Source organism: Rhizocola hellebori (genome assembly GCF_016862955.1).
Classification (GTDB): domain Bacteria; phylum Actinomycetota; class Actinomycetes; order Mycobacteriales; family Micromonosporaceae; genus Rhizocola; species Rhizocola hellebori.
The window spans coordinates 1-18,546 of record NZ_BONY01000092.1; the positions used below are offsets into that span (position 1 = coordinate 1).

At 68.3% G+C, this 18,546-nt stretch carries 16 protein-coding genes; 4 read left to right on the forward strand and 12 right to left on the reverse strand.

Features of this window, described 5'->3' with window-relative positions:
- Positions 1-522 precede the first annotated feature (522 nt).
- The 4 genes from Rhe02_RS41780 to Rhe02_RS41795 all read right to left on the reverse strand — a co-directional run bounded on the left by Rhe02_RS41780 (position 523) and on the right by Rhe02_RS41795 (position 3,152).
- Positions 523-1,488, reverse strand: coding sequence for a golvesin C-terminal-like domain-containing protein (locus Rhe02_RS41780; protein WP_203914064.1), 966 nt, complete (start codon positions 1,486-1,488; stop codon positions 523-525).
- Positions 1,488-1,643: a hypothetical protein gene (locus Rhe02_RS41785; protein WP_203914065.1), complete on the reverse strand. Its 156-nt coding sequence runs from the start codon at positions 1,641-1,643 to the stop codon at positions 1,488-1,490. The genes Rhe02_RS41780 and Rhe02_RS41785 overlap by 1 nt, the downstream gene beginning before the upstream one ends.
- Before the next feature lie 74 nt (positions 1,644-1,717).
- The gene (locus Rhe02_RS41790) at positions 1,718-2,749 is read right to left on the reverse strand and encodes a prenyltransferase (protein ID WP_203914066.1); all 1,032 of its coding nucleotides are present in this window, start codon (positions 2,747-2,749) and stop codon (positions 1,718-1,720) included.
- Between the two features lie 19 nt (positions 2,750-2,768).
- Positions 2,769-3,152 (reverse strand): PPOX class F420-dependent oxidoreductase, encoded by a 384-nt coding sequence (locus tag Rhe02_RS41795; protein ID WP_203914067.1) that lies wholly within the window; start codon positions 3,150-3,152, stop codon positions 2,769-2,771.
- Between the two features lie 163 nt (positions 3,153-3,315).
- Here Rhe02_RS41795 and Rhe02_RS41800 point away from each other — a divergent pair, with 163 nt between their 5' ends.
- The gene (locus Rhe02_RS41800; RefSeq protein WP_203914068.1) at positions 3,316-3,675 is read left to right on the forward strand and encodes an STAS domain-containing protein; all 360 of its coding nucleotides are present in this window, start codon (positions 3,316-3,318) and stop codon (positions 3,673-3,675) included.
- A complete protein-coding gene (locus Rhe02_RS41805; protein ID WP_203914069.1) occupies positions 3,672-5,711 on the forward strand; it encodes an ATP-binding SpoIIE family protein phosphatase in 2,040 nt (679 codons plus the stop codon). Before Rhe02_RS41800 ends, Rhe02_RS41805 begins: the two co-directional genes overlap by 4 nt.
- Here the strand turns inward: Rhe02_RS41805 and Rhe02_RS41810 are convergent.
- Complete coding sequence (locus tag Rhe02_RS41810; RefSeq protein WP_239124398.1) at positions 5,708-6,052, reverse strand: ArsC/Spx/MgsR family protein; 345 nt, start codon at positions 6,050-6,052, stop codon at positions 5,708-5,710. The genes Rhe02_RS41805 and Rhe02_RS41810 overlap by 4 nt on opposite strands.
- A 97-nt stretch (positions 6,053-6,149) precedes the next feature.
- On the opposite strand from Rhe02_RS41810, the gene Rhe02_RS41815 reads away from it, so the two are divergent.
- Positions 6,150-6,932, forward strand: a complete 783-nt coding sequence (locus tag Rhe02_RS41815; protein WP_203914071.1) for a hypothetical protein — start codon at positions 6,150-6,152, stop codon at positions 6,930-6,932.
- A gap of 13 nt (positions 6,933-6,945) precedes the next feature.
- On the opposite strand, the gene Rhe02_RS41820 is transcribed toward Rhe02_RS41815, so the two are convergent.
- The 7 genes from Rhe02_RS41820 to Rhe02_RS41850 form a co-directional block, all read right to left on the reverse strand.
- Complete coding sequence (locus Rhe02_RS41820; RefSeq protein WP_203914072.1) at positions 6,946-7,938, reverse strand: sulfite exporter TauE/SafE family protein; 993 nt, start codon at positions 7,936-7,938, stop codon at positions 6,946-6,948.
- A gap of 76 nt (positions 7,939-8,014) precedes the next feature.
- A complete protein-coding gene (locus Rhe02_RS41825) occupies positions 8,015-8,749 on the reverse strand; it encodes a heme ABC transporter ATP-binding protein (protein ID WP_203914073.1) in 735 nt (244 codons plus the stop codon).
- A complete protein-coding gene (locus tag Rhe02_RS41830) occupies positions 8,746-9,762 on the reverse strand; it encodes a FecCD family ABC transporter permease (protein ID WP_203914074.1) in 1,017 nt (338 codons plus the stop codon). The genes Rhe02_RS41825 and Rhe02_RS41830 overlap by 4 nt, the downstream gene beginning before the upstream one ends.
- Positions 9,759-10,619: a heme/hemin ABC transporter substrate-binding protein gene (locus Rhe02_RS41835; protein ID WP_203914075.1), complete on the reverse strand. Its 861-nt coding sequence runs from the start codon at positions 10,617-10,619 to the stop codon at positions 9,759-9,761. Before Rhe02_RS41835 ends, Rhe02_RS41830 begins: the two co-directional genes overlap by 4 nt.
- Positions 10,616-11,233 carry a DUF3386 family protein gene (locus Rhe02_RS41840; RefSeq protein WP_239124394.1) on the reverse strand — a complete coding sequence of 206 codons (618 nt, stop codon included), beginning with the start codon at positions 11,231-11,233 and terminating at the stop codon, positions 10,616-10,618. The genes Rhe02_RS41835 and Rhe02_RS41840 overlap by 4 nt, the downstream gene beginning before the upstream one ends.
- 69 nt (positions 11,234-11,302) lie before the next feature.
- Positions 11,303-14,200: an AfsR/SARP family transcriptional regulator gene (locus Rhe02_RS41845; RefSeq protein ID WP_203914076.1), complete on the reverse strand. Its 2,898-nt coding sequence runs from the start codon at positions 14,198-14,200 to the stop codon at positions 11,303-11,305.
- A 100-nt stretch (positions 14,201-14,300) separates the two neighbouring features.
- Positions 14,301-17,054, reverse strand: a complete 2,754-nt coding sequence (locus Rhe02_RS41850) for a discoidin domain-containing protein (protein WP_203914077.1) — start codon at positions 17,052-17,054, stop codon at positions 14,301-14,303.
- A gap of 201 nt (positions 17,055-17,255) precedes the next feature.
- Here Rhe02_RS41850 and Rhe02_RS41855 point away from each other — a divergent pair, with 201 nt between their 5' ends.
- Entirely contained in the window at positions 17,256-18,533 is a 1,278-nt protein-coding gene (locus tag Rhe02_RS41855; protein ID WP_239124395.1) for an ABC transporter substrate-binding protein, read from the forward strand.
- Positions 18,534-18,546 lie beyond the last annotated feature (13 nt).

Genomic DNA, 18,546 nt, shown 5'->3' on the forward strand with positions numbered 1-18,546 from the left:
CCCACCGATACCGTTGCCCCACCGCGACTAAGCCAAGGCCGCCCGGGGTGCGGAAGACTCACCCCCGATCGCGTTCAGCTACGCCGTCGAGAACCCTTACCCCGACGGCGCTTCACCATGTCCGCCCCCGGCACGCCAAGGGCGCCCTGTTGGGCGGCATGAACCACGACAACGCTTCAGCCCCGAGGCCCGGACCCCACCCCACCCACAAGCGGCAGAAGGCCCACGGCACCTCCGCCTCACCGCCCAACGCAGAGATGCGGGTGCCGTGGAAGGGGCAGGTGGGGCGTTGCACGGACCTTCGTCGCCGCACGGGAGTTCGCGGCGCGCAACCACCACGAACCGGCGCCAAAGAATTTGCCGCACAATTCACGGCACGGCGCGACCACCAGCGCCTGACACAAGGAATCGGTGCAAGCACCGTGGCCGCAATTGTTGCGGGGCGAGTCGCAGCATAAGAAATGGTGGGGGTGTCCCGGATCTGGCGACGGACCGAGATCCGGGACGGGGTAAGGAATGTGGTTAGACGCGGGTGACGCGGACGGCGTCGGCTATGACGTAGCCTGTTCCGCTGGTCCAGCGGCTGACGCCTACCTTGTTTTCGTCGCCGGCGGTGAGGGTGAAGGTGCCTAGGCTGCGCCAGGCGCCGCCGTTGACTCGCTGGTCCACGTGGACGGTCTGGTTTCCGGTGGAGGTGACGATGATGTAGGGGGCGAGGTTGTTGTAGCCGGAGTTTGCCGGATACCAGGCCTCTACGCGGTAGGTTCCGGTCTCTGGGACGGCGAACTGGTACCAGGCCGGATCGCTTGCGGCCACAGGGTTGGCGAAGCGATAGTCGCTGCCGTAGCGCTGGCCGGAGTAGGTGGAGGTGCCCCAGTTGGCCGAGGCGGTGAACCGGCCCGCGGTGGCGTTGTCGACGATGGCCGACCAGCCGGTGGGGGGTGGGTTCAGCAGGCGTGCGACGTCTGAGCGCATCACGTCCAGGTCGATGAACGACGGGTCGATCTTCCCGGTGACACTGGTTTCGCGGTGGCCGCGCGCATAGCTGGCATCGCGTCCGAGCCGGCGCAGCACCGCGACCGTGGCTTTGAGCGAGGCGTTGTATTGGGCGGGAGTCATCTCCTGGTCGACGCCGTTGTAGTCGATCTCCCAGCCGATGAGCATGGTGTTGCCGTCGCCGGCGGGGATCGGCCCGCTGGCGCGGGCCTGCCCGGCGTGGTTACAGCGCCCGGCGGAGATGACGTGGAAGACGCCGTTGTAGTCGACCAGGCACTGCGCCAATGGTCCGGCAAGGTCGGACCGGCCGTTGATGACCACGTTCAATGCTGGATGCGGGTTGCTGGCGCTCGACGTCGCCGCCGTGTGATGCCACAGCACGCCGATCGGGTCGAAGGATCCGGGCCGCATCCGGTTGCGCCAGTCGCCCTCTTCGACGACCTGGACGCCTTCGGCGCGCAAAACGTCGGCCAGCCAAGGGATCGTGGCCATCAGGGCGCTCCGATCAGGTCAGCGGCGCACTCGACGACCCGTGGTTTGGCGGTGGCCTTGGTGGGCCGCAGGACGAGGGCTGCCGCGGCGGCCACGAGAGCCGGCATGCCGAGCAGGAGCCGTCGTCTAAAACGGACGGAAGGAGGGGTGCTCATGGACGGCACCCTATACCGAGACCGGGGTCTATGTCGATAACTTCCGTTGAATGAGCCTCGCGTGAAGGTTTTCGTCAGCCGCTGACCGCGAGCCAGATCGCCCAGCCGAGCAGACCGGCTATGAGCAGGCCTCCGGCGCGGCGGGTATGCAGAAACGCGATCGGCGCCCACCACAGCGGCCACACCGGATAGTTCTCCGGAGGCGAGGTGGGCGCCGGCTGGCTGTATTGCCTGACCGCCTTGACGAGCATCGGCACCGCCAGCAGGGTCAGCAACGTGGGCCACGGCAGCGCGCCGAGCGCCACGAGGGCGACGACGCCGACATAGAAACCGATCATCATGGCTTGGGTCACCAGCTTGGCGGCCCTTTCGCCGACAAGCACCGGGAACGTGACGGTTCCTGACGGCTTGTCGTAGGGGAGTTTGTCGACGTGCTTACCCATCAGCACGCTGGTGGGCAGCAGCGCGTAGACGGTCGCGGCCGCGATGACCTGCCAGGGCAGCGAACCCGTGCCCGCGTAGTAGACGCCGCCGACCATCAGCGGACCCCAGGTGATCAGCACATCCAGCTCGCCGAGCCCGATTCGCTTGAGCCGCAACGGGGGTGCCGTGTATGCCCAGGAGAGGAAGAGGCCGCCCAGGGCGAAAGCGGCTATCCACCAGTCCTGCCGGGCGATCAGTGTGAGCATGATGGCCAGGTCGATCACTTGGCAGATCAGCACGCCGACGATGAGCTGCTTCTTGGTGACCAGCCCGGAAAGGATGGGGTGTGGCGCGTAGAGCGCCCTTGGGTAGCTCTCGGTGTCGGTGCCCACCTGGGTGTCGGCCAGATCGTTCATGAGGTTGTTGGCCAGATGCGCCAGGACGATGCCGATGACCGCCAGAGTGACATTGAGCCAGTCGACGCTGACCGGGGCGATCGCCGCCAGCAGCACGGCCATCAGGCCGGATGTCAGCGTCATCGGCAGCACCCCGGCGCGGGTGACGACCAGCCACCGCGTGATCTGGTCGACCACGCCCTGCTCGGGCGGGTTGGTGGTGAGAAACGCGTATCGCCAGGCGGCTAGCCGGGCCGAAAGGGGCAGCGGAACCTGGGTCTCGGTCACACCACGCACGCTACTCGGGTCACTGCGGGGTGAGCACCACCTTGATGCCCACTGTGCCGTACTTACCACGGCGCAAACGGCTGCCGGCCAAGGTGATCCGGCCTATTAGGCCGTATTTGCGGCGGAGCGCGGCACGAACCCGTTCAGTGCCCGGATAGTCCAGGATTTCCGCGGTACCGGGTGCAGCCGGCCCGGCGTTGTTGCCGCGCAGGTCGCAGGTGGCGACGGTGACCTTTCCGGCGCGGCGAATCCGCTTCACCTTCCCGGTGTCCTTCACCGTCCAGAAGGCGAGCCCGTCCTCGAACTTGACGATCCACACCGGGGTCGCCACCGCCCGGCCGTCCTTGCGAAATGTGGTCACCAGGGCGTAGGACGAGTCGGCAAGTTCCTGAAGGCTGCTCACGGGTTCACCCTAGGCCCCGCGCCACGCGGGCGACAGGCGGCCGGGCGCTTCCAATGTGGACGTGTCGCGGGGGGCGCGGCCCGCCGCGCGGGGCCGGAGACTGTCCGATTCACCGCGCGCCGGGGCTAGAATGTGACCCGGCGAGAGGCGGGTGGTGTGCGCGATGGATCGGTTTGAGCTGGTGAACGTGCAGGTCGAGCAGTTCGCTGACCCGCCGGCGGCCATAGTCAGGGTCAAAGGCGAGCTGGATTTCGCGACCACCCCGTGTCTGGTGGAGGCGCTCGCCCAGCTGCCCGCCGAGACAAATCTGATCTTCGATTTCAGCGAGCTGCATTTCTGCGACTCCAGCGGGCTCGGTGCCCTGATCGCGGCCTACAAGACGGCCACGGCGGCCGGGGCCAAGACCTATCTGGCGGGCCTGACTCCGACGGTGCTGACCGCCGTCAAGGTGACCATGCTTGACGAGCTGTTTCCCATGCGCGACACCGCCCAGGCCGCGTTGGCCGAAGTCAGCGCGGCGTGAGGCCCTGGTCGGCGCTGGTGCGCGCAGCCGGCGAAGTGCGGGCCGCGCACGGCGAAGCCGAGCTGATGGCCTGCCTGCAGCGCTGGGCCGGTGTGATCTCGGGCGAGCAGAGCCAGGTGGGCTGGCTGCCGACGGCGCAGGCCGAGCCGCTGGTGCGCCGGCTCGAGGCGCAGGAGGCGCCGTGCTTGGTGGATCGTGCGCCGGACGGGTCGGTCGCGTTGGGCGGCCGGCTCGGCGAGGGTCAGCACTTTCTGATCGGGGTGCAGTTTTCTGGTACCCCCAAAGGAATGCGCGATGACGAGCTGCTGGTGCTGGCCGCGGCGGCACGGGTGGCGCTGCTGCGCGGCGACCCACCCGACGCGGGGGCGCTGCATCATCTGATGGCATTGCTGGAGCAGTCCGCGGCGGTGCGCGCCGCCACCTTCGAGGCCGACAGCCGCCTGGTCGACACGCTGCGCGATGTGGGACAGCGGCTGACCGCACAGCTCGATCTCGACCTGATGGTGCAGGACGCGACCGATGCCGCGACCGAGGCGACCGGCGCCCAGTTCGGGGCATTCTTCTACAACCTGATCGACGAATACGGCGAGTCCTATACCCTCTACACGCTCTCGGGCGCGCCCCGGGAGGCCTTCGCGCAGTTCCCGATGCCGCGTAATACCAAGGTTTTCGCCCCCACCTTCAACGGCGAGTGCACCGTGCGCAGCGACGACATTCTTGCCGATCCCCGCTATGGCCACCAGGAGCCGCATTACGGAATGCCCAAGGGGCACCTCCCGGTGCGCAGTTACCTTGCCGTGCCGGTGATTTCGCCCACCTCCAAAGAGGTGCTGGGCGGGTTCTTCTTCGGACACTCTGCCCCGGCGCAGTTCACCGGCGGCCATCAGCGCCTCGCCGAAGGTCTGGCGGGGCATACCGCGATCGCCCTGGACAATGCCCGGCTCTACGCGCGCGAGCGCAGCGTCGCCACCGACCTGCAGCGGCAGATGCTGCCGACGTTTCAGGCCACGCCCGGGTTCAGGACGGTGACCCGCTACCTGCCGGCGGCGACCGCGTCCGAGGTGGGCGGCGATTGGCTTGACATCATTGAGCTTTCGAGCGGCCGCACCGCCTTCGTCGTGGGTGACGTGATGGGCCGCGGCGTGCCGGCGGCGGGCACCATGGGGCAGATCCGCACGGCGATCCGCGCCTACGCCATGCTCGACCTGCCGCCCTCGGAAGTGTTGCGGCACAGCTCAAAACTGGCCGGAGAGATGTCCGGAAGGCAGTTCATCACCTGCATTTACGCCGTCTACGACCCGATCGACCAGACCCTGACCTACGCCAACGCCGGGCATCCTGGCCCGGCCGTCATCGCCCCCGACGGCGAGGTGAGCTTTTACGAGGACAGGCTGGGCATGCCACTGCGCCTGGGAGAGTCGTTCCTGGAGCGCGTCATCGACTTTCCGCAGGGCTCGGCGCTGGTCCTCTACACCGATGGTCTGGTGGAGCGGCGCGGCAGGCCGCTGCTCGATGGCCTCGCCGACCTCCGGCTCGCTCTGGCGAATCTGGTCGCCGGGGCCGAGGACCCCGACGCCGCTTGCGACGAAGTCATCAAGCGGCTCACCGGAGGGGCTCACGACGACGATGTGGCACTGCTTTTCGCCCGGGAGTCGGGGGAGGCGCGGGAGGTCGCGGTGATGCCGCTGACCGCTAACCCGCTGGCCGCCGCGGCCGGAAGGCGCTTCGCCGTCGACACCCTGGCGAAGTGGAAACTGACCGCTCTGCAAACAAACGCCAGCATGGTGGTGACCGAGCTGGTTTCCAACGCGGTGCGGCACACCGGCGCCCCGTTGGCGCTGCGGCTGCAGCATCGGGCGCACCGGCTGATCGTCGAGGTCGCCGACGGGGACGAACGGCAGCCGCGCCAGCTGCGGCCCGCGCTGCTGGATGAGGGTCACCGCGGGCTTTTCATAGTGAACAAGCTTTCCCAGCGCTGGGGCACCCGGCCCACGGCGGAGGGCAAGGTGGTCTGGGCCGAGCTGGCCACCGGCTAGAGCCGGTCCAGGGCCTCCTGGTCGCGGGCCACCATCGCCGACCCGTCGTCGAGCAGGATGATGGGCCGCTGGATGAGCACCGGATGCGCCGCCATCGTGTCGATCCACGCCTGCCGGGTGGTCTCGTCGCGCGCCCAGCTCGCCAGCCCGAGCGTCTGCGCCTGCGGTTCGTTGAGGCGGCAGATCTCCCACGGCTGCATCCCGAGCCGGTCGAGCACCTGGGCCAGCTCGGCCGGGCTCGGCGGTTGCGTCAGATAGGGACGAAGCTTCACGGGCCGGCCCAGCGCACCAAGGGTCTCGCGTGCGGCGGCGCACTTTGAGCAGTCCGGGTTGTTCCACATCTCCACGCCCCCACTGTGCCACGAGGCTAAGGGACTCAGCCGGGGACGCTATCGTGGTGCGGGGTTCGGGTTCTCGATCGCTCACGAGGGGAGGAATGTGGACTTTCCACGCTTACCGCCGGAGTTCACTCGGCGGCATCTGGCCATCAGCCTCCTGCTCTTCGTGGTCGTCTACACCTTCGCCGCCACCGCACCCCCCGGAGCCGCCGGCTTTGCCGACCCCTCCGATTACGACTTCGACTTCGGCGAGGAGCGGGCTGCCCTCTGGGTACCGGGACGGGTGCCCACGACCACGCCGGCGCCACCGATCTGGGTGGGCAGCCCGGTTGCCACGACGTGGGGTAATGCGGGCCGGCCGGGATCGACCCCGGCGGGTGGGCATCATCTGCTGGGCAAGACGACGCCGTCGAACGAGTGGGCCGTCGACCTGCCGGTCGGTGCCGGTGCGGCGGTGCTGCTTTATGTGGCCGCCGCCGATCCGGCCAACGATGCGGCCATCACCACGACGATCACCCAGATCAACGACGACGACGCCTGCATCAAGGGCGGCGGCGGCGACTTCGTCACCGTGGGCATCTTCTTCCGGACGGCACTGGTCGGCCACGTGACCTATGCCCACCTGGACCGGGATCCATCGCTGACGGTCGGCGCGAGTGTGCCCAGGTGGGGAGCAAATCTGGGCAAGGTCGCCAACCTGCGCGGCCGGGCCACCGGCGGATCGAGCTGCTGGACCGGCCCGCACGTGCACCTTGAGATGCGGGCGCAAAGCCAGGCCGCGTGCTGGAACAGGGGACACAGCGTGGGCCGCAAGGTGCGCCAGAGCGACTCGCTCGGCTTCGTCTCCGGCGCGCTCGGCGCCGCGGTCGCCCCCTGTCCCTGAACATCGCCCAAATTCAGCCGTTCCTGACTCCCGCGCTGGCTGGCTGCGGTTGTTCGGTGGCGGGAACACCGGGCAGCGGCGAAGCTGACGGCGTCGGGGTGCGGCGGGGGATGGCGGTCAGGCCGTAGAACCGGCGCAGGGCCATCCAGCCCACGGATGCGAGCACGATCGCGGCGAACAGGCCGACAAGGACGAAGGTGTTCGACGCGCCAAGCAGTTTCATGCCGCTGGCCAGCAGGACGATGCTCAGCGCCCGCCGGATCAGCGCGCCGGGCGCCCGCGAGGAGATCTGCGCGCCTAGGAAGACGCCGGGGATCGATCCCACGAGCAGCGCGGTGGTGACGTTGAACTGGAAGTCTCCGAACAGGATGTGCCCTAGCGCCGCGGCCGCCACCAGCGGCACGGCCTGGACCAGGTCGGTGCCGACCAGGTCGTTGGGGCGCAGCATCGGGTAAAGCGCGAGCAACGCCACAATGATCAGCGAACCGGAGCCGACGCTCGTCATCCCGACCACGAGCCCGCCCAGGGCACCGAGCACCAGGGTGGGCACCGGGCGCACCTTCACCCGCGGCACCACGTCGTCACTCGCCTTGCGTGCCAAGCCTTTCGCTTCGGCGGCCTGTTCGCGCAGCCGCATCACCGCGCGCAGCAGCAGGCCGATGACGGCGAGGAACAGGGCGACACCGAGGGCGATCTGCACCACCTCTTGCACCCCAGCGCTGTTGCCCAGGGCCTTGGCCACGATGACGCCGCCGAACGCGGCGGGCACGCTGCCCAGGCACAGCCATCGCACCAGCCGCCAGTCGACGCGGCCGCGCCGGATGTGCACCGCCGAGCCGACGGGCTTCATCACCGCGCTGGCCACGAGGTCGCTGGAGACCGCGGCCAGGGGTGGAACGCCAAAGAAGAGAACAAGAATGGGGGTCATCAATGCGCCGCCGCCCATGCCGGTGAGGCCGACGACGCAGCCCACGCCGAAACCAGCTGCTGCGAGTGCCCAATCCATTCGCCTATTATTCCCACAAAAAAGGTAGGGAATCTAGGTAGGTGAGTGCCCCTTCGCGTGACGAGACCCACAAGGATTAGCGGTCGAGGCAGAGCGGCGCGGACATCGCCGGATGTGAGTAGACGCCGATCGGGTGGTCGTAGACGTCGGAGAGCCGTTCTGCCACAAGCGTTTCGGTGGGAGTGCCCACGGTCACCAGGCGGCCTTCGCGCATGATGGCGATGGTGTCGCTGTAGCGGGCGGCCAGGTTGAGGTCGTGCAGGACAGCGATCACGGTGCGGCCCGCGTCGGCGAGGGATCGGGCCAGGTTCAGCACTATGTGCTGGTGCTTGATGTCCAGGTGGGCGGTGGGCTCGTCGAGCATCAGCACCGGGGTGTGCTGGGCGATCACCCGGGCCAGGGTCACCCGCGCCTGCTCACCGCCGGAGAGCGAGGGAAAGCTGCGCTCGGCCAGGTCGGCGGCGCCCACCTGGTCCAGGGCTTGGCGGGCCACGGCCGGGTCGTCGTGCTCGGTTCCCATCCGGACGATCTCGGCGGCAGTGAAGCCGAACGCCAGCGCCGTTGACTGGGGCATGACGGCTCGCTGACGCGCCAGCGCGGCCGGCCGCATCCGGTGCACGGGCTGCCCGGCCAGCAGCACTTGCCCGCTGGCTGGTCTGAGGTCCCCGGCCAGCAACGCCAGCAGCGTCGACTTGCCCGCGCCATTGGGGCCGACGATCGAGAGGAGGTGCTTTTCCGGTACCGAGAAAGAGATTTGAGAAATTATCTGACGGGTACCGGCAAGGTAGCTCACGTTGTCGGTGGAGATCACGCCCAGCCTCCGGACAGTCGTCGGGATCGAATCAGAAGCAGCAGGAAGAACGGCCCGCCGATGAGCGCGGTGATGACCCCGACCGGCATTTCGGCGGGCGCCACCGCGGTACGGCTGATCAGGTCGGCGGCGAGCAGCAGAGCCGCGCCGCCGATCGCGCTGGCCGGCAGCAGCAGCCGATGGTCGGGCCCGGCTATCAGCCGGATCAGGTGCGGGATCACCAGGCCCACAAAGCCGATCGCTCCGGTGAGGCTCACCGCCGCGCCCGTTCCCAGCGCCGCCAGCACGATCACCCCGATGCGCAGCCGCTCCGGATGAAAGCCGAGATGGCGTGCCTCCCGCTCGCCGAGCACCAGCGCATTGAGCCCGCGGGCGAAGAAGGGCAACGCGACCGTGCTCAGGATCAGCAGTGGCGCCACGGCTTTCACCCCGGGCCAGGTGGCGGTGCCGAGCGATCCCATGGTCCAGAAGATCAGTGTGCGCAGCTCGTTGTCGTCGGCCAGGTAGATGAAGACGCCCACCGCGGCACCGGCTATCGCGCTGACCGCAACTCCGGTCAGCACCAGCGTGACGACCTCGGTGCGGCCTTGGTGGCGTGCGGCGAAATAGCCCACTGCGGCGGCGGCCAGACCGCCGGCGAAGGCGGCCAGCCCGGCGGTGGCACCGCCGAATGTGGACAGTCCAATCACGATAGACGCGGCGGCGCCGACCGCGGCGCCCGAGGTGACGCCGATGATGCCCGGATCGGCCAGCGGATTGCGGAAGACGCCCTGCAGCGCGGCCCCGCTCACGGCCAGGCACGCGCCGGTGAGTGCGCAAAGTGCCACCCGCGGGGCGCGGATCTGAAGCAGCACAGCGCTTTGCCCCGCCGCGGCGGGCTCGCCCAGGCCGGTGCCGAACAGAATGTCCACCACTTGCAGCGGTCCAATCTGGACGGCACCGGCCCCCAGGTTCACCACGATCGCCACGACCAACAACGCGGTGAGCACCGGGACGAGGAGAGCTCGTCTCATCCACTGACCTTGGCGCGCAGGTCCTTCAGCGCGGATCCGGTCCGCGGGCCCAGGTTCAGCAGGTACGTATCCTCAAGCGAGACAATCTTTTTCGCCGCCCCGGCGGGGGTCTGCGCCACACCGGGCAGCTTGAGCACCCCATCGACGCCGCCGATCGACTCCAGCCCGGCGTCGAGCAGCACGAGAACGTCGGGCTTGGCCGCGGCGAGCGCCTCGGCGGTAATGGTCTTGTAGCCCTGCACGCCGCTGGTGGCGCCGGCGTCGACGAATCCGGTGGCGGCGATCATCGCGCTGGCCCGGGTTCCGGTGCCGCCGATCATCGCGGTGCCCGCGCCGCGTACGTAGAGGAAAGCGACCCGGGTGGGGGAGGAGGTCCCCTTCGCGTCGGCGATTTCCTTGGCCACCTTGGCGGCCAGCTGGTCACCTTCGGCCGAGACACCGAGCAGCCCCGCGACGGTCTTGATGCGCTGCGCGACATCGTCCACAGTCGTTGGCAGCGCGACGATTTCGGTCCGGATCCCGGCCTGTTTGATCTGCGTGATCACCTCGGCCGGTCCCGCCTCCGGGGTGCCGATGACGATGGTCGGCTGCAGCGAGAGGATGCCTTCCGCGGCGAGCTGGCGCTGGTAGCCGATTTTGGGCTCCTTCGCCGCGGCCTGCGCGGGATACAGCGCCGAGGTGTCCACGCCGACGACCTGATCGCCGAGGCCCAGCGCCCAGACGATTTCGGCGATGTCGCCGGTGAGCGGGACGATGCGTTGCACCGCTTGCGGTGCGGCCTGCGGCTCCGCCTCGGCCTGGCCGCATGCGGTCATGGCGACCAGAAGCGCTGCCGCGAGCGCGATGACTCGCTTCATCGGATCACCTCGTGCGCGCCGAAGGTCAGCACCCGGGTGACCAGTCCCTGATCGTCAGCGGTGGTGATGGTGCGGCTTGCCGGCAGGAAGACGCCGCCGCATTCGGTGTAGACGTCGCGGTACTGGTCGGCTTTGGTGAGCCGGTTCCGCGCCAGATCCCAGTAGTAGACGCTGAAGTGATTGGGCAGCCGCCCCTCAGGGGTGTAGATGCTGCCGGACACCACGATGGTGAACCGGGTTTCCCCGGCGGTGCGGTGCACCTCGCGGATCTCCTCGCCGCCGACGCGGTAGGCCGAGCTCATCCGGTCGCCCTCCAGGTGTACCAGGGTGCCGGTCGGGTCGCCGTCGTCCTGGCTGCGGTGCGGGAACCGGCCATCGCCCTCGGCGAAGCTGGTGTTCCAGCGATGTCCAAGGATCGAGGCGACCTGCTCGCGAAGCCAAGCCGCGTCGTCTTCGCTCGCGGCGGCCAGCTCGTAGCCGATTTCGCGCTTGCCGGTGACCGTGATGGACCCGGTGGTCCCGGCGGAGGTGCTGACCGTGGCGGTGAATCCCGCGAATTCGGGCGGGAAGCGGTAGGCGGCGTTATGCGCCCGTTCAAGCAGGTCTGTACCCACGATGGGCTCCTTCAGTTAGGTTAGGCACGCCTAACTTAGGGTCGCCTTATCTGTTGTGTCAAGTGCGCTCTAGGCGCTGCCTAGCTGACGCAGACGCTGCCCGGCGGCGGCCACATAGTCTTTAGCACCAGCGGTTTCCAGCTCCGCCAGGATGTCGTGAATGTGGCCCACGTCGATGACCGCGCCCGAGGCCTCGGCCAGCCGCAGCGCCTCTTCGCACTCCTTGACCGCCTCATCTATCCGGCCCAGTTGCAGCAGGATTTTGGCGCGCAAGCTGCGGGTGCGGCCCTCGTTCAGCCTTTCCGCGCTCTGCTGGCTTCGGGCAAGGCTTGCCTCGGTGGACTCCAGCGCGTCCAGCGTGCGCCCGATCTTGAGCTGGACTTCGGCGATGTTCGCCAACGTGATCGCCTCCCCGGCCGGGTTGGCCCTTTCCCGGCGGATGGCGAGGCTGGCTTGCAGGAACTCCAGCGAGCGCTCGGGCTGACCGAACCGGAAGTGGGCCTCGGCCAGATTGCACAGAGCCACGCCCTCCCCGCCGGGATCGTCGAGCTCGCGTCTCATCTGCACGGCCGTCTGCAGGTCGGCGAAGGCTCGCTCGGAGTCGCCCTGGGTCACGTGGATCATCCCGCGCACCTCGATCGCGCTCGCCTCCCCGTACCGGTCGCCAATGGACTGGCTCAGGTCGTAGGCCTGATCGAGGCAGTGCAGGGCCTCGTCGGTGCGCACCTGCAGCCGGTAGAGGACGGCGAGGTTCTTGGCGGTGGCGGCCACGGTCTTGGGCTCGTCGAGGCGGTCGGCGCGGGAAAGCACTGAGCGGCATAGCATTTCGTACTCGTAGGCGTGGCCGCGCGAGATCAGCCCGGGGTAGAGCGCCATCACCAGCTGGCCCGCGTCGCGACCCTGCTGGCCCGTGCCGGCCAAGGCCTGCCGGGTGACCGTGAGCAGATTCGCTCTCTCCACATCGAGCCAGGTGCCTGCCTCGCCCGCATCGGCCAGGGCCGGCCCGGGCTGGCCCTGCGGCTCGGGCAGGAAGCGGATGTGGTTGTCGCCGCGCATCAGCCTATTGGCCTGCAAGGCGCCTCTGCGGTACCAGTCGAGGGCGGCCCCGAGCAACTGCCCGCGGACGGCGGGGCCGAGCTGCGACGCCAGCTCGGTGGCGAAAAGGCGCACCACGTCGTGCATCCTGTACCGGCCGTGGGCGACCTCCACCAGGCGCGCCTCGGTGAGCCGGTCGAGGGCCAGCTCCGCCGGCTCGGCGGTCAACCCGAGCAGGGCGCCGGCGAGCCCGGCGTCGACGTCGGCCACCTGCACCACGGCCAGCGCGGGCAGCAGCCGGGAAGCCATGGCGTCCACCGCATCGGTGCTTGCCGACAGTGCTCGCCAGCTGACCGACAGGCTGTTGCGCAACGTGTCCTCGCTGTCGGCCAGCTCGCGCAGCACGTGGTGTTCGGTGGTCAGCCGCTGGGCCAGGTCGCCGAACGACCAGTCGTCGCGGGCGACCAGCCGCGCGCCCGCCACCCGTAGCGCCAGCGGCAGATAGCCGCACGCCTTGGCCACCGCGGCGACCGCCGCCGGGTCGGCGACGGCTTTCGCCGCGCCTGCGGTGAGCCCCAACAGGAACTCGGCATCGGTGGCCGACAGTGGGCCGAGTCCGATCTGGACGGTCGCGTCGACGGCGGCGAGGACCCGGCGGCTGGTGACGATGATGGCGCTGCGCGGCGAGGCCGGAAACAGCGGCAGCACCTGTGCCGCGTCGGCGGCGTTGTCGGCGACGATGAGCACCCGCCGCTGGGACAGCAGGGTGCGGTAGAGGCCTTCGGCTTCGCCGGCGTCGACCGGTACCTGGGCGGCGGGCACGCCGAGCGCGCGCAGGAAACGGCCCACCACGTCCTCGGGGCGCAACGGCGACACGACCATGGTGGCGCCTTGCAGGTCCACATAAAGCTGACCGTCCGGAAACTGATCGGCCACCTCATGCGCGCTGACCAGAGCCAGCGCGGATTTGCCTACCCCACCCGGGCCGTGCACGGCGATGATCGCCGGGGCGGCGCCGCGGGCGTGCAGCCCGATCAGCGCCCGGGTGATCATCTGGCGCTGGCTTTCCCGCCCGATCAGGGCCGCGATCGGCGGCGGAAGCTGGGCCGGTGTCGCGGGCACGCTGCGCACCGGGGCCTGGTCGAGCCGGGCGGTGTCGGCCAGCTCGGCGACGTCGTCGCGCAGGACGGCCAGCTGTGTCTGGCGCAGCTGGAGCCCGGGGTCGACGCCGTAGTGCTCGCTGAGGTGCAGGCGAGTGCGCTCGTAGAGCTCGAGCGCGTCGGTCGGGCGGCCGGCCTGGTGCAGGGCCAGCATGTGCAGCTGTACCAGCCGTTCTCGGGACGGATGCGCATCGGTCACGCCGGTCAGCTGGGGGATCAGCTGGCGGGGCCGGCCCAGCGCGAGCTCTGCCTCGGCCCAGTCCTCCATCGCGGTCAGCCGCAGGTCCTCCAGGTCGGCGGCGAGCCGGAACCGAAGCTCGGCCGAGCCGCACCCGTCGAGCAGCTCGCCGCGCCACAGGCCCAGGGCGGCTTTGAGCTGCGCCGACCTTTGCGCGGGCGGCAACGTTGCGGCCATGGCCACCATGTCGCGGAACCGGTGGGCGTCGATCGAGTCGGCGGGGACCTGAAGGGAGTAGCCGCCGTCGTGCGACAGCAGGCGCACCGGGTGCGCGCCGCCCTCGGTGGCGGCGAGCAGGGATCGCAGCCGGGAGACGTGACTTTGCAGGGAACGGTGGGCCGCCGCCGGTGGTTCGGTCTCCCACAGCAGGCCGATCAGGCGCGAGACGGGCACGATCCGGTTGGCGGCCAGCGCGAGCACGGCGAACAGGCACCTCTCCCGCCGCCTTACGATCGCCACCGCCCTGCCCCCGACGGTCACCTCGAGGGGGCCGAGCAAACCGATCCGCATCTCGCCATCTAGATCATCAAGCATCAATGGAGCCCTCCAAGTTGAAAGTAGGGCTCTGGCGCGTGCGAAGCAATGTGAGGCACGCGGCCCTGACCGCAGCGGCGTCGGTCAGGGCCGCGCGGTCCTATGGCGCGTTGATGGTGTAGGTCGCGCCGGCCACGCCAGTGAAGGTGATGATGCCCCCGCTGTCGGTGTGGCTTACCGTGCCGCCGCCGATGCGGGTGACGGTGATGGCCTGTCCGGGCCACGGGCTCTGCAGCCGGACGGTCCCGCCGACCTGGGTAGCGATGTCGACATAGGTGACTCGACCGCCCTGCAGGCGGCTGGACACCAGCAGCGCGCCCTTTTCGCGCAGATTGACGAAACTGGCATCCCGGCTCGTTGGCCAGACCGGGAACAGGCGCACGACACCACCACTGCTCTGCAGCAGCATGTTGTTGATCGCCTCGATCGCGCCCGCCTTCTCCAAGCCATGGAACGGGTCGTAGACACGCAGGTTGGCGACGGACTTCTGGTTGATCTGGTTCTTGAGCTGATCGATGAGCGATTGAGCCGGGTACCCGACCCGAGCCGCCTGAGTGAAGATCTTCGGGAAGCTGTTGTCCTGTCCCCACGAGTTCATGGCGTTGACCGTGTTGATGCCGATCTGGCGGTCGGCCGCGGGGGAGTTGATGCCCAGGACCTCGCCGGGGTGGACGAACTCCAGGTTGATGGTGTTGTCCCCGGGATGGATCGGCCGGGTGTCGGAGCCGGAGATGGTGCCCGGGTCGGCCAGCGCGTAGACCGTCTGTCCGTTATGGACAGTGGTCGGGATGGGCGCCAGCCGGTTGAGGATGTTCTGCCAGGTCGAGCGCAGCGAGGAGTCGACGTTGAGCGTGACGCTGGCGTTGACGAGGGTGGTCAGCAGGTAGCGCAACATGCCCAGATCGGGGCTGGAGTTACGCGCCCACAGCCCCTCGTGCGGGCCGCCCCAGAGGTTGTAGCGCTGCGCGCCGGAGTCGAACTCCAGGTAGTTCTGGAAGAACGCGGCGACCTCTTTGAGGAACGGATAGATAGTGCTTGCCAGATAAGCGTTGTCGCGGGTGTAGTCGTAGTAGGCGATGAACTGGGTCGCCGCGAACAGCGAGTTGACCACCTGCTGGTGGTAGTTGTTGTCGGCGGTCGAGCCGAAAGGAGCGATGCCGACCGGGAAAAGCAGCCCGCTGGGCATGCCGCCGCTGGGGAACCGGGCGCTCATGTAGTCCGGTTTGACCCGGGTCAGGTCCTGCTGGGCGCGCCTTCGCGCCTCGGGGACGTAGGCCAGGATGAGGTCCTGGTAGGGCCGGCCGAGGTCGGCGCGGTTGCTGGAGTAGACGCCGTAGAAGTTGGCCATGAAGTTGTAGTTCAGGTGCATGTCCCCGCTGAACGAGGGCGAGTCGGTGGTGGCCCATACCCCGTACAGGCCGGGGGCCATCTTGCCTTCCCTGATCGCGGAGCCGAGGAAGTACTGGTGCGCGTAGTAGAAGCGTTCCAGCACATCGTCGTTGAGGTCCACATAGGACTTGAGCCAGTACTGCTTCCACCACTCGGTGTGCGCGGTGTAGAGCGTGTCGAGGGTGGCTGCGGTCTGCGCCCCGGCAAGGCTTTGCGCCGCCGAGGCAGTGCCGGTCGGGTTCTGCCCGCCGCCGGCCACGGCGGTGACCAGGCGGATGGTCTGGCCCGCGGCCAGATCGAAGGTGTGGGTGGCGGTGGCGCCCGCCGCGGAAAGCGTGGAACCGGTGCCGATGACCCGGGTGGCCAGCGAGGCTTCGGAGACCCAGCGGGTTCCGGTCGGCGTGCGCCGGGTGGCCCAGGTGGTGGAGCCGGAAACCCCGGCGGTGTTGGTGAACCCGGTGCGCGGCTGCGCCGATCCCGCCCAGGTGTCGGCCTTGAGCCGTACCGTGGCCGAGCCCGTGGACTGGATCTGGGTGACCACGAGGTTGTCGTTGGCCGCAGTCCACGTGCGCATCACCACCGGCGTCCCGCCGATCGTCATGGTGGTGTCGACGTCGCCCTTCAGGATGTTCTGCTCCTCGCGGAACGGGCCGGTCGGCGCGGGGCCGCCCGAGCCGTAGAGCTCCAGCTGCCCGATGCGGGCGCGCGGATTGTTGAGGGAATCGGCGGTGGTGCCCTGGGTCGGCTCGGTGATGTTGAGCCGCACGTAGCGGGCGGTCTGGCTGGCGATGGTGCGGTCGGTGGTGGCGGCCGTGTTGTTGGTGACCGTGTCGGCCGTCGTCCAGCTGGTGCCGTTGGTGCTGACCTGAAGCGTGAAGTTCTTGGTGTTGTTGGCCGTTTCGGCGGGACGTGCGGCCGAGTCGTGGCGCACCAGATAGCGGGTGAAGGTGCGTGCCGTGCCCAGGTCGAGGGTCAGCGTTTGCGGTTTGCCGATCTGGGAGACCCAGCCCTCGTAGCCGCTGCCCCATTGGCCGCTGACCGCACGGTTGGGCGGGAAGCTCGGGTGCGAGCTGGACGCGGTGGCGGCTGCGCCAAGGGCGAGGTTGGACGAGCCCCCGCCGCCGCCGACCGCGGCGATGGTGATGCCGCCGAGGGAGACCAGCGAGGGGTTGGGGTTTCCGGCCCAGAAGTTCCCCTTGGACAGGTAGAACGTTTTGAAGCCGGTGCCGCCCGCGGAGGTGACGCCGATGTCACCGTTTCCGAGCAGTGCGGTGTTGGGCATGGTGGTGTTGACGGCTCCGGAGTAGTCCTGGGTGGTCCACACCCCTTTGATGCCAGAGATGAGGTTTTGCACTTCGGTCCACTGCTGCGCCGGGCTGGGCGCGGCGGCTTGAGCCTGTGGTGCGGACAGCCCGGTCACGAGCAAGACCGAGATGACGGCGGCAGCGATCAGCCGTCTTTTCATGGGCACTCCTTGGGGACGGTAGGCCCGGGCGAGATATCGTTATCTGATCGATCGCTGAAAAGGTAAACCGCGCTGCTTCCCCGCGTCAAGACGCCGTTGACATCGGAAGACCGTCGCCCTAAGCTTCGGTCGATCAAGTCCGAGATAACGTTGTCGCGATGCGCCTAAACCCCGATACTTCCCCCGTCCCAGGAGGACAGCGTGAAGCTCCTTCGCCGCAAAATCACAGCCGCTGTTGCCGTAGCGGCTGCACTGACTCTCACCGCTTGCTCCACCAGTGAACCCACGCCCGCGGGCTCCACCGAGCTCAGCTTTCTTACCTTCGAAACCCCGGCCCTGACTGCGAAGTTCTGGGACGACTCGATCACCGACGCGCTCAAGACGGTACCCAACGTCAAAATCAAAAAGATCACGGCGCCCACCACGGACCGCAATGCTTACGCCAAACAGCTTCAAGCCACCGGGCAGCTGCCGGACATCCTGGCCTCCATCAATCCCAAGGATTTCATCGACGCCAACCTGCTGACCGCTTTCGAGCAGGATTGGCTCAAGGCCAACTTCCTGTTGCCGGAAGCCAACAACATCAAGGGAAAGACCTACATCCCGCCGACCAACTCGCAGATCCTGCCGATGGTGTTCTACAACAAGGACATCTTCGCCAAGAACAACCTGACCGTCCCGAAGAACTGGGCCGAGTTCATGTCGGTGGTGACGAAGCTGAAGGCGGCCGGGGTCACCCCGATCGAGCTGGCCGGGGCCGAGCCGTGGTCGGCGAGCATGCCGCTGGTGGGTCTGGTCAGTGCCAACGTGCTGGGCAAGAACAAGAACTGGATCCAGGACCGCTACGCCGGCAAGACCAAGTTCACCGATGCGGACATGGCCGCGGCCGTGCAGAAGCAGCGTGACCTGATCGCCGCCGGTGCGTTCGCCAGCGGCGCGCTGGGGGTCAACTACGCCGACGCCAACAAGCAGTTCCTCGAAGGCAAATCCGCCATGTACCCGATGGGCAGCTGGTTCATCGGCCAGATCAAACCCGATCAGGCCAAGAGCTTCGGCACGTTCATGCTGCCCACCGATGACGGGTCGCTCGTCGTGCCGTTCAACGTCGGCGGCACCACCGCGGTCAGCTCCAAGGCGCCCGATGTGGCCAAGGCGGTCGCCTTCGCCAAGTCCTGGTCGCTGTCGCCGAACAACCTCAAGGTGCTTATCGAGACCGACGGTGCGTTCCCGATGCTCAAAAACGTTAAACTGCAAGACTTCGGAGCGACCGTGACACCGGTCTTCACCGACGCCTATGCGCTGGTGGGACAGGAGAACACCAAGGTCAGCTCGATCGGATGGGTCAACAACGACGACGCGCTGCCGCCGGGTGTCTCCGACCTGTTCTACGCCCTGTCGCAGCAACTGTTCACCAACGGCGACGTGGCCGCGCAACTGTCCGCATTGGACAAGGCCTGGGACAAGGCCGCAGGAAAGTAGGACCACCACCGCC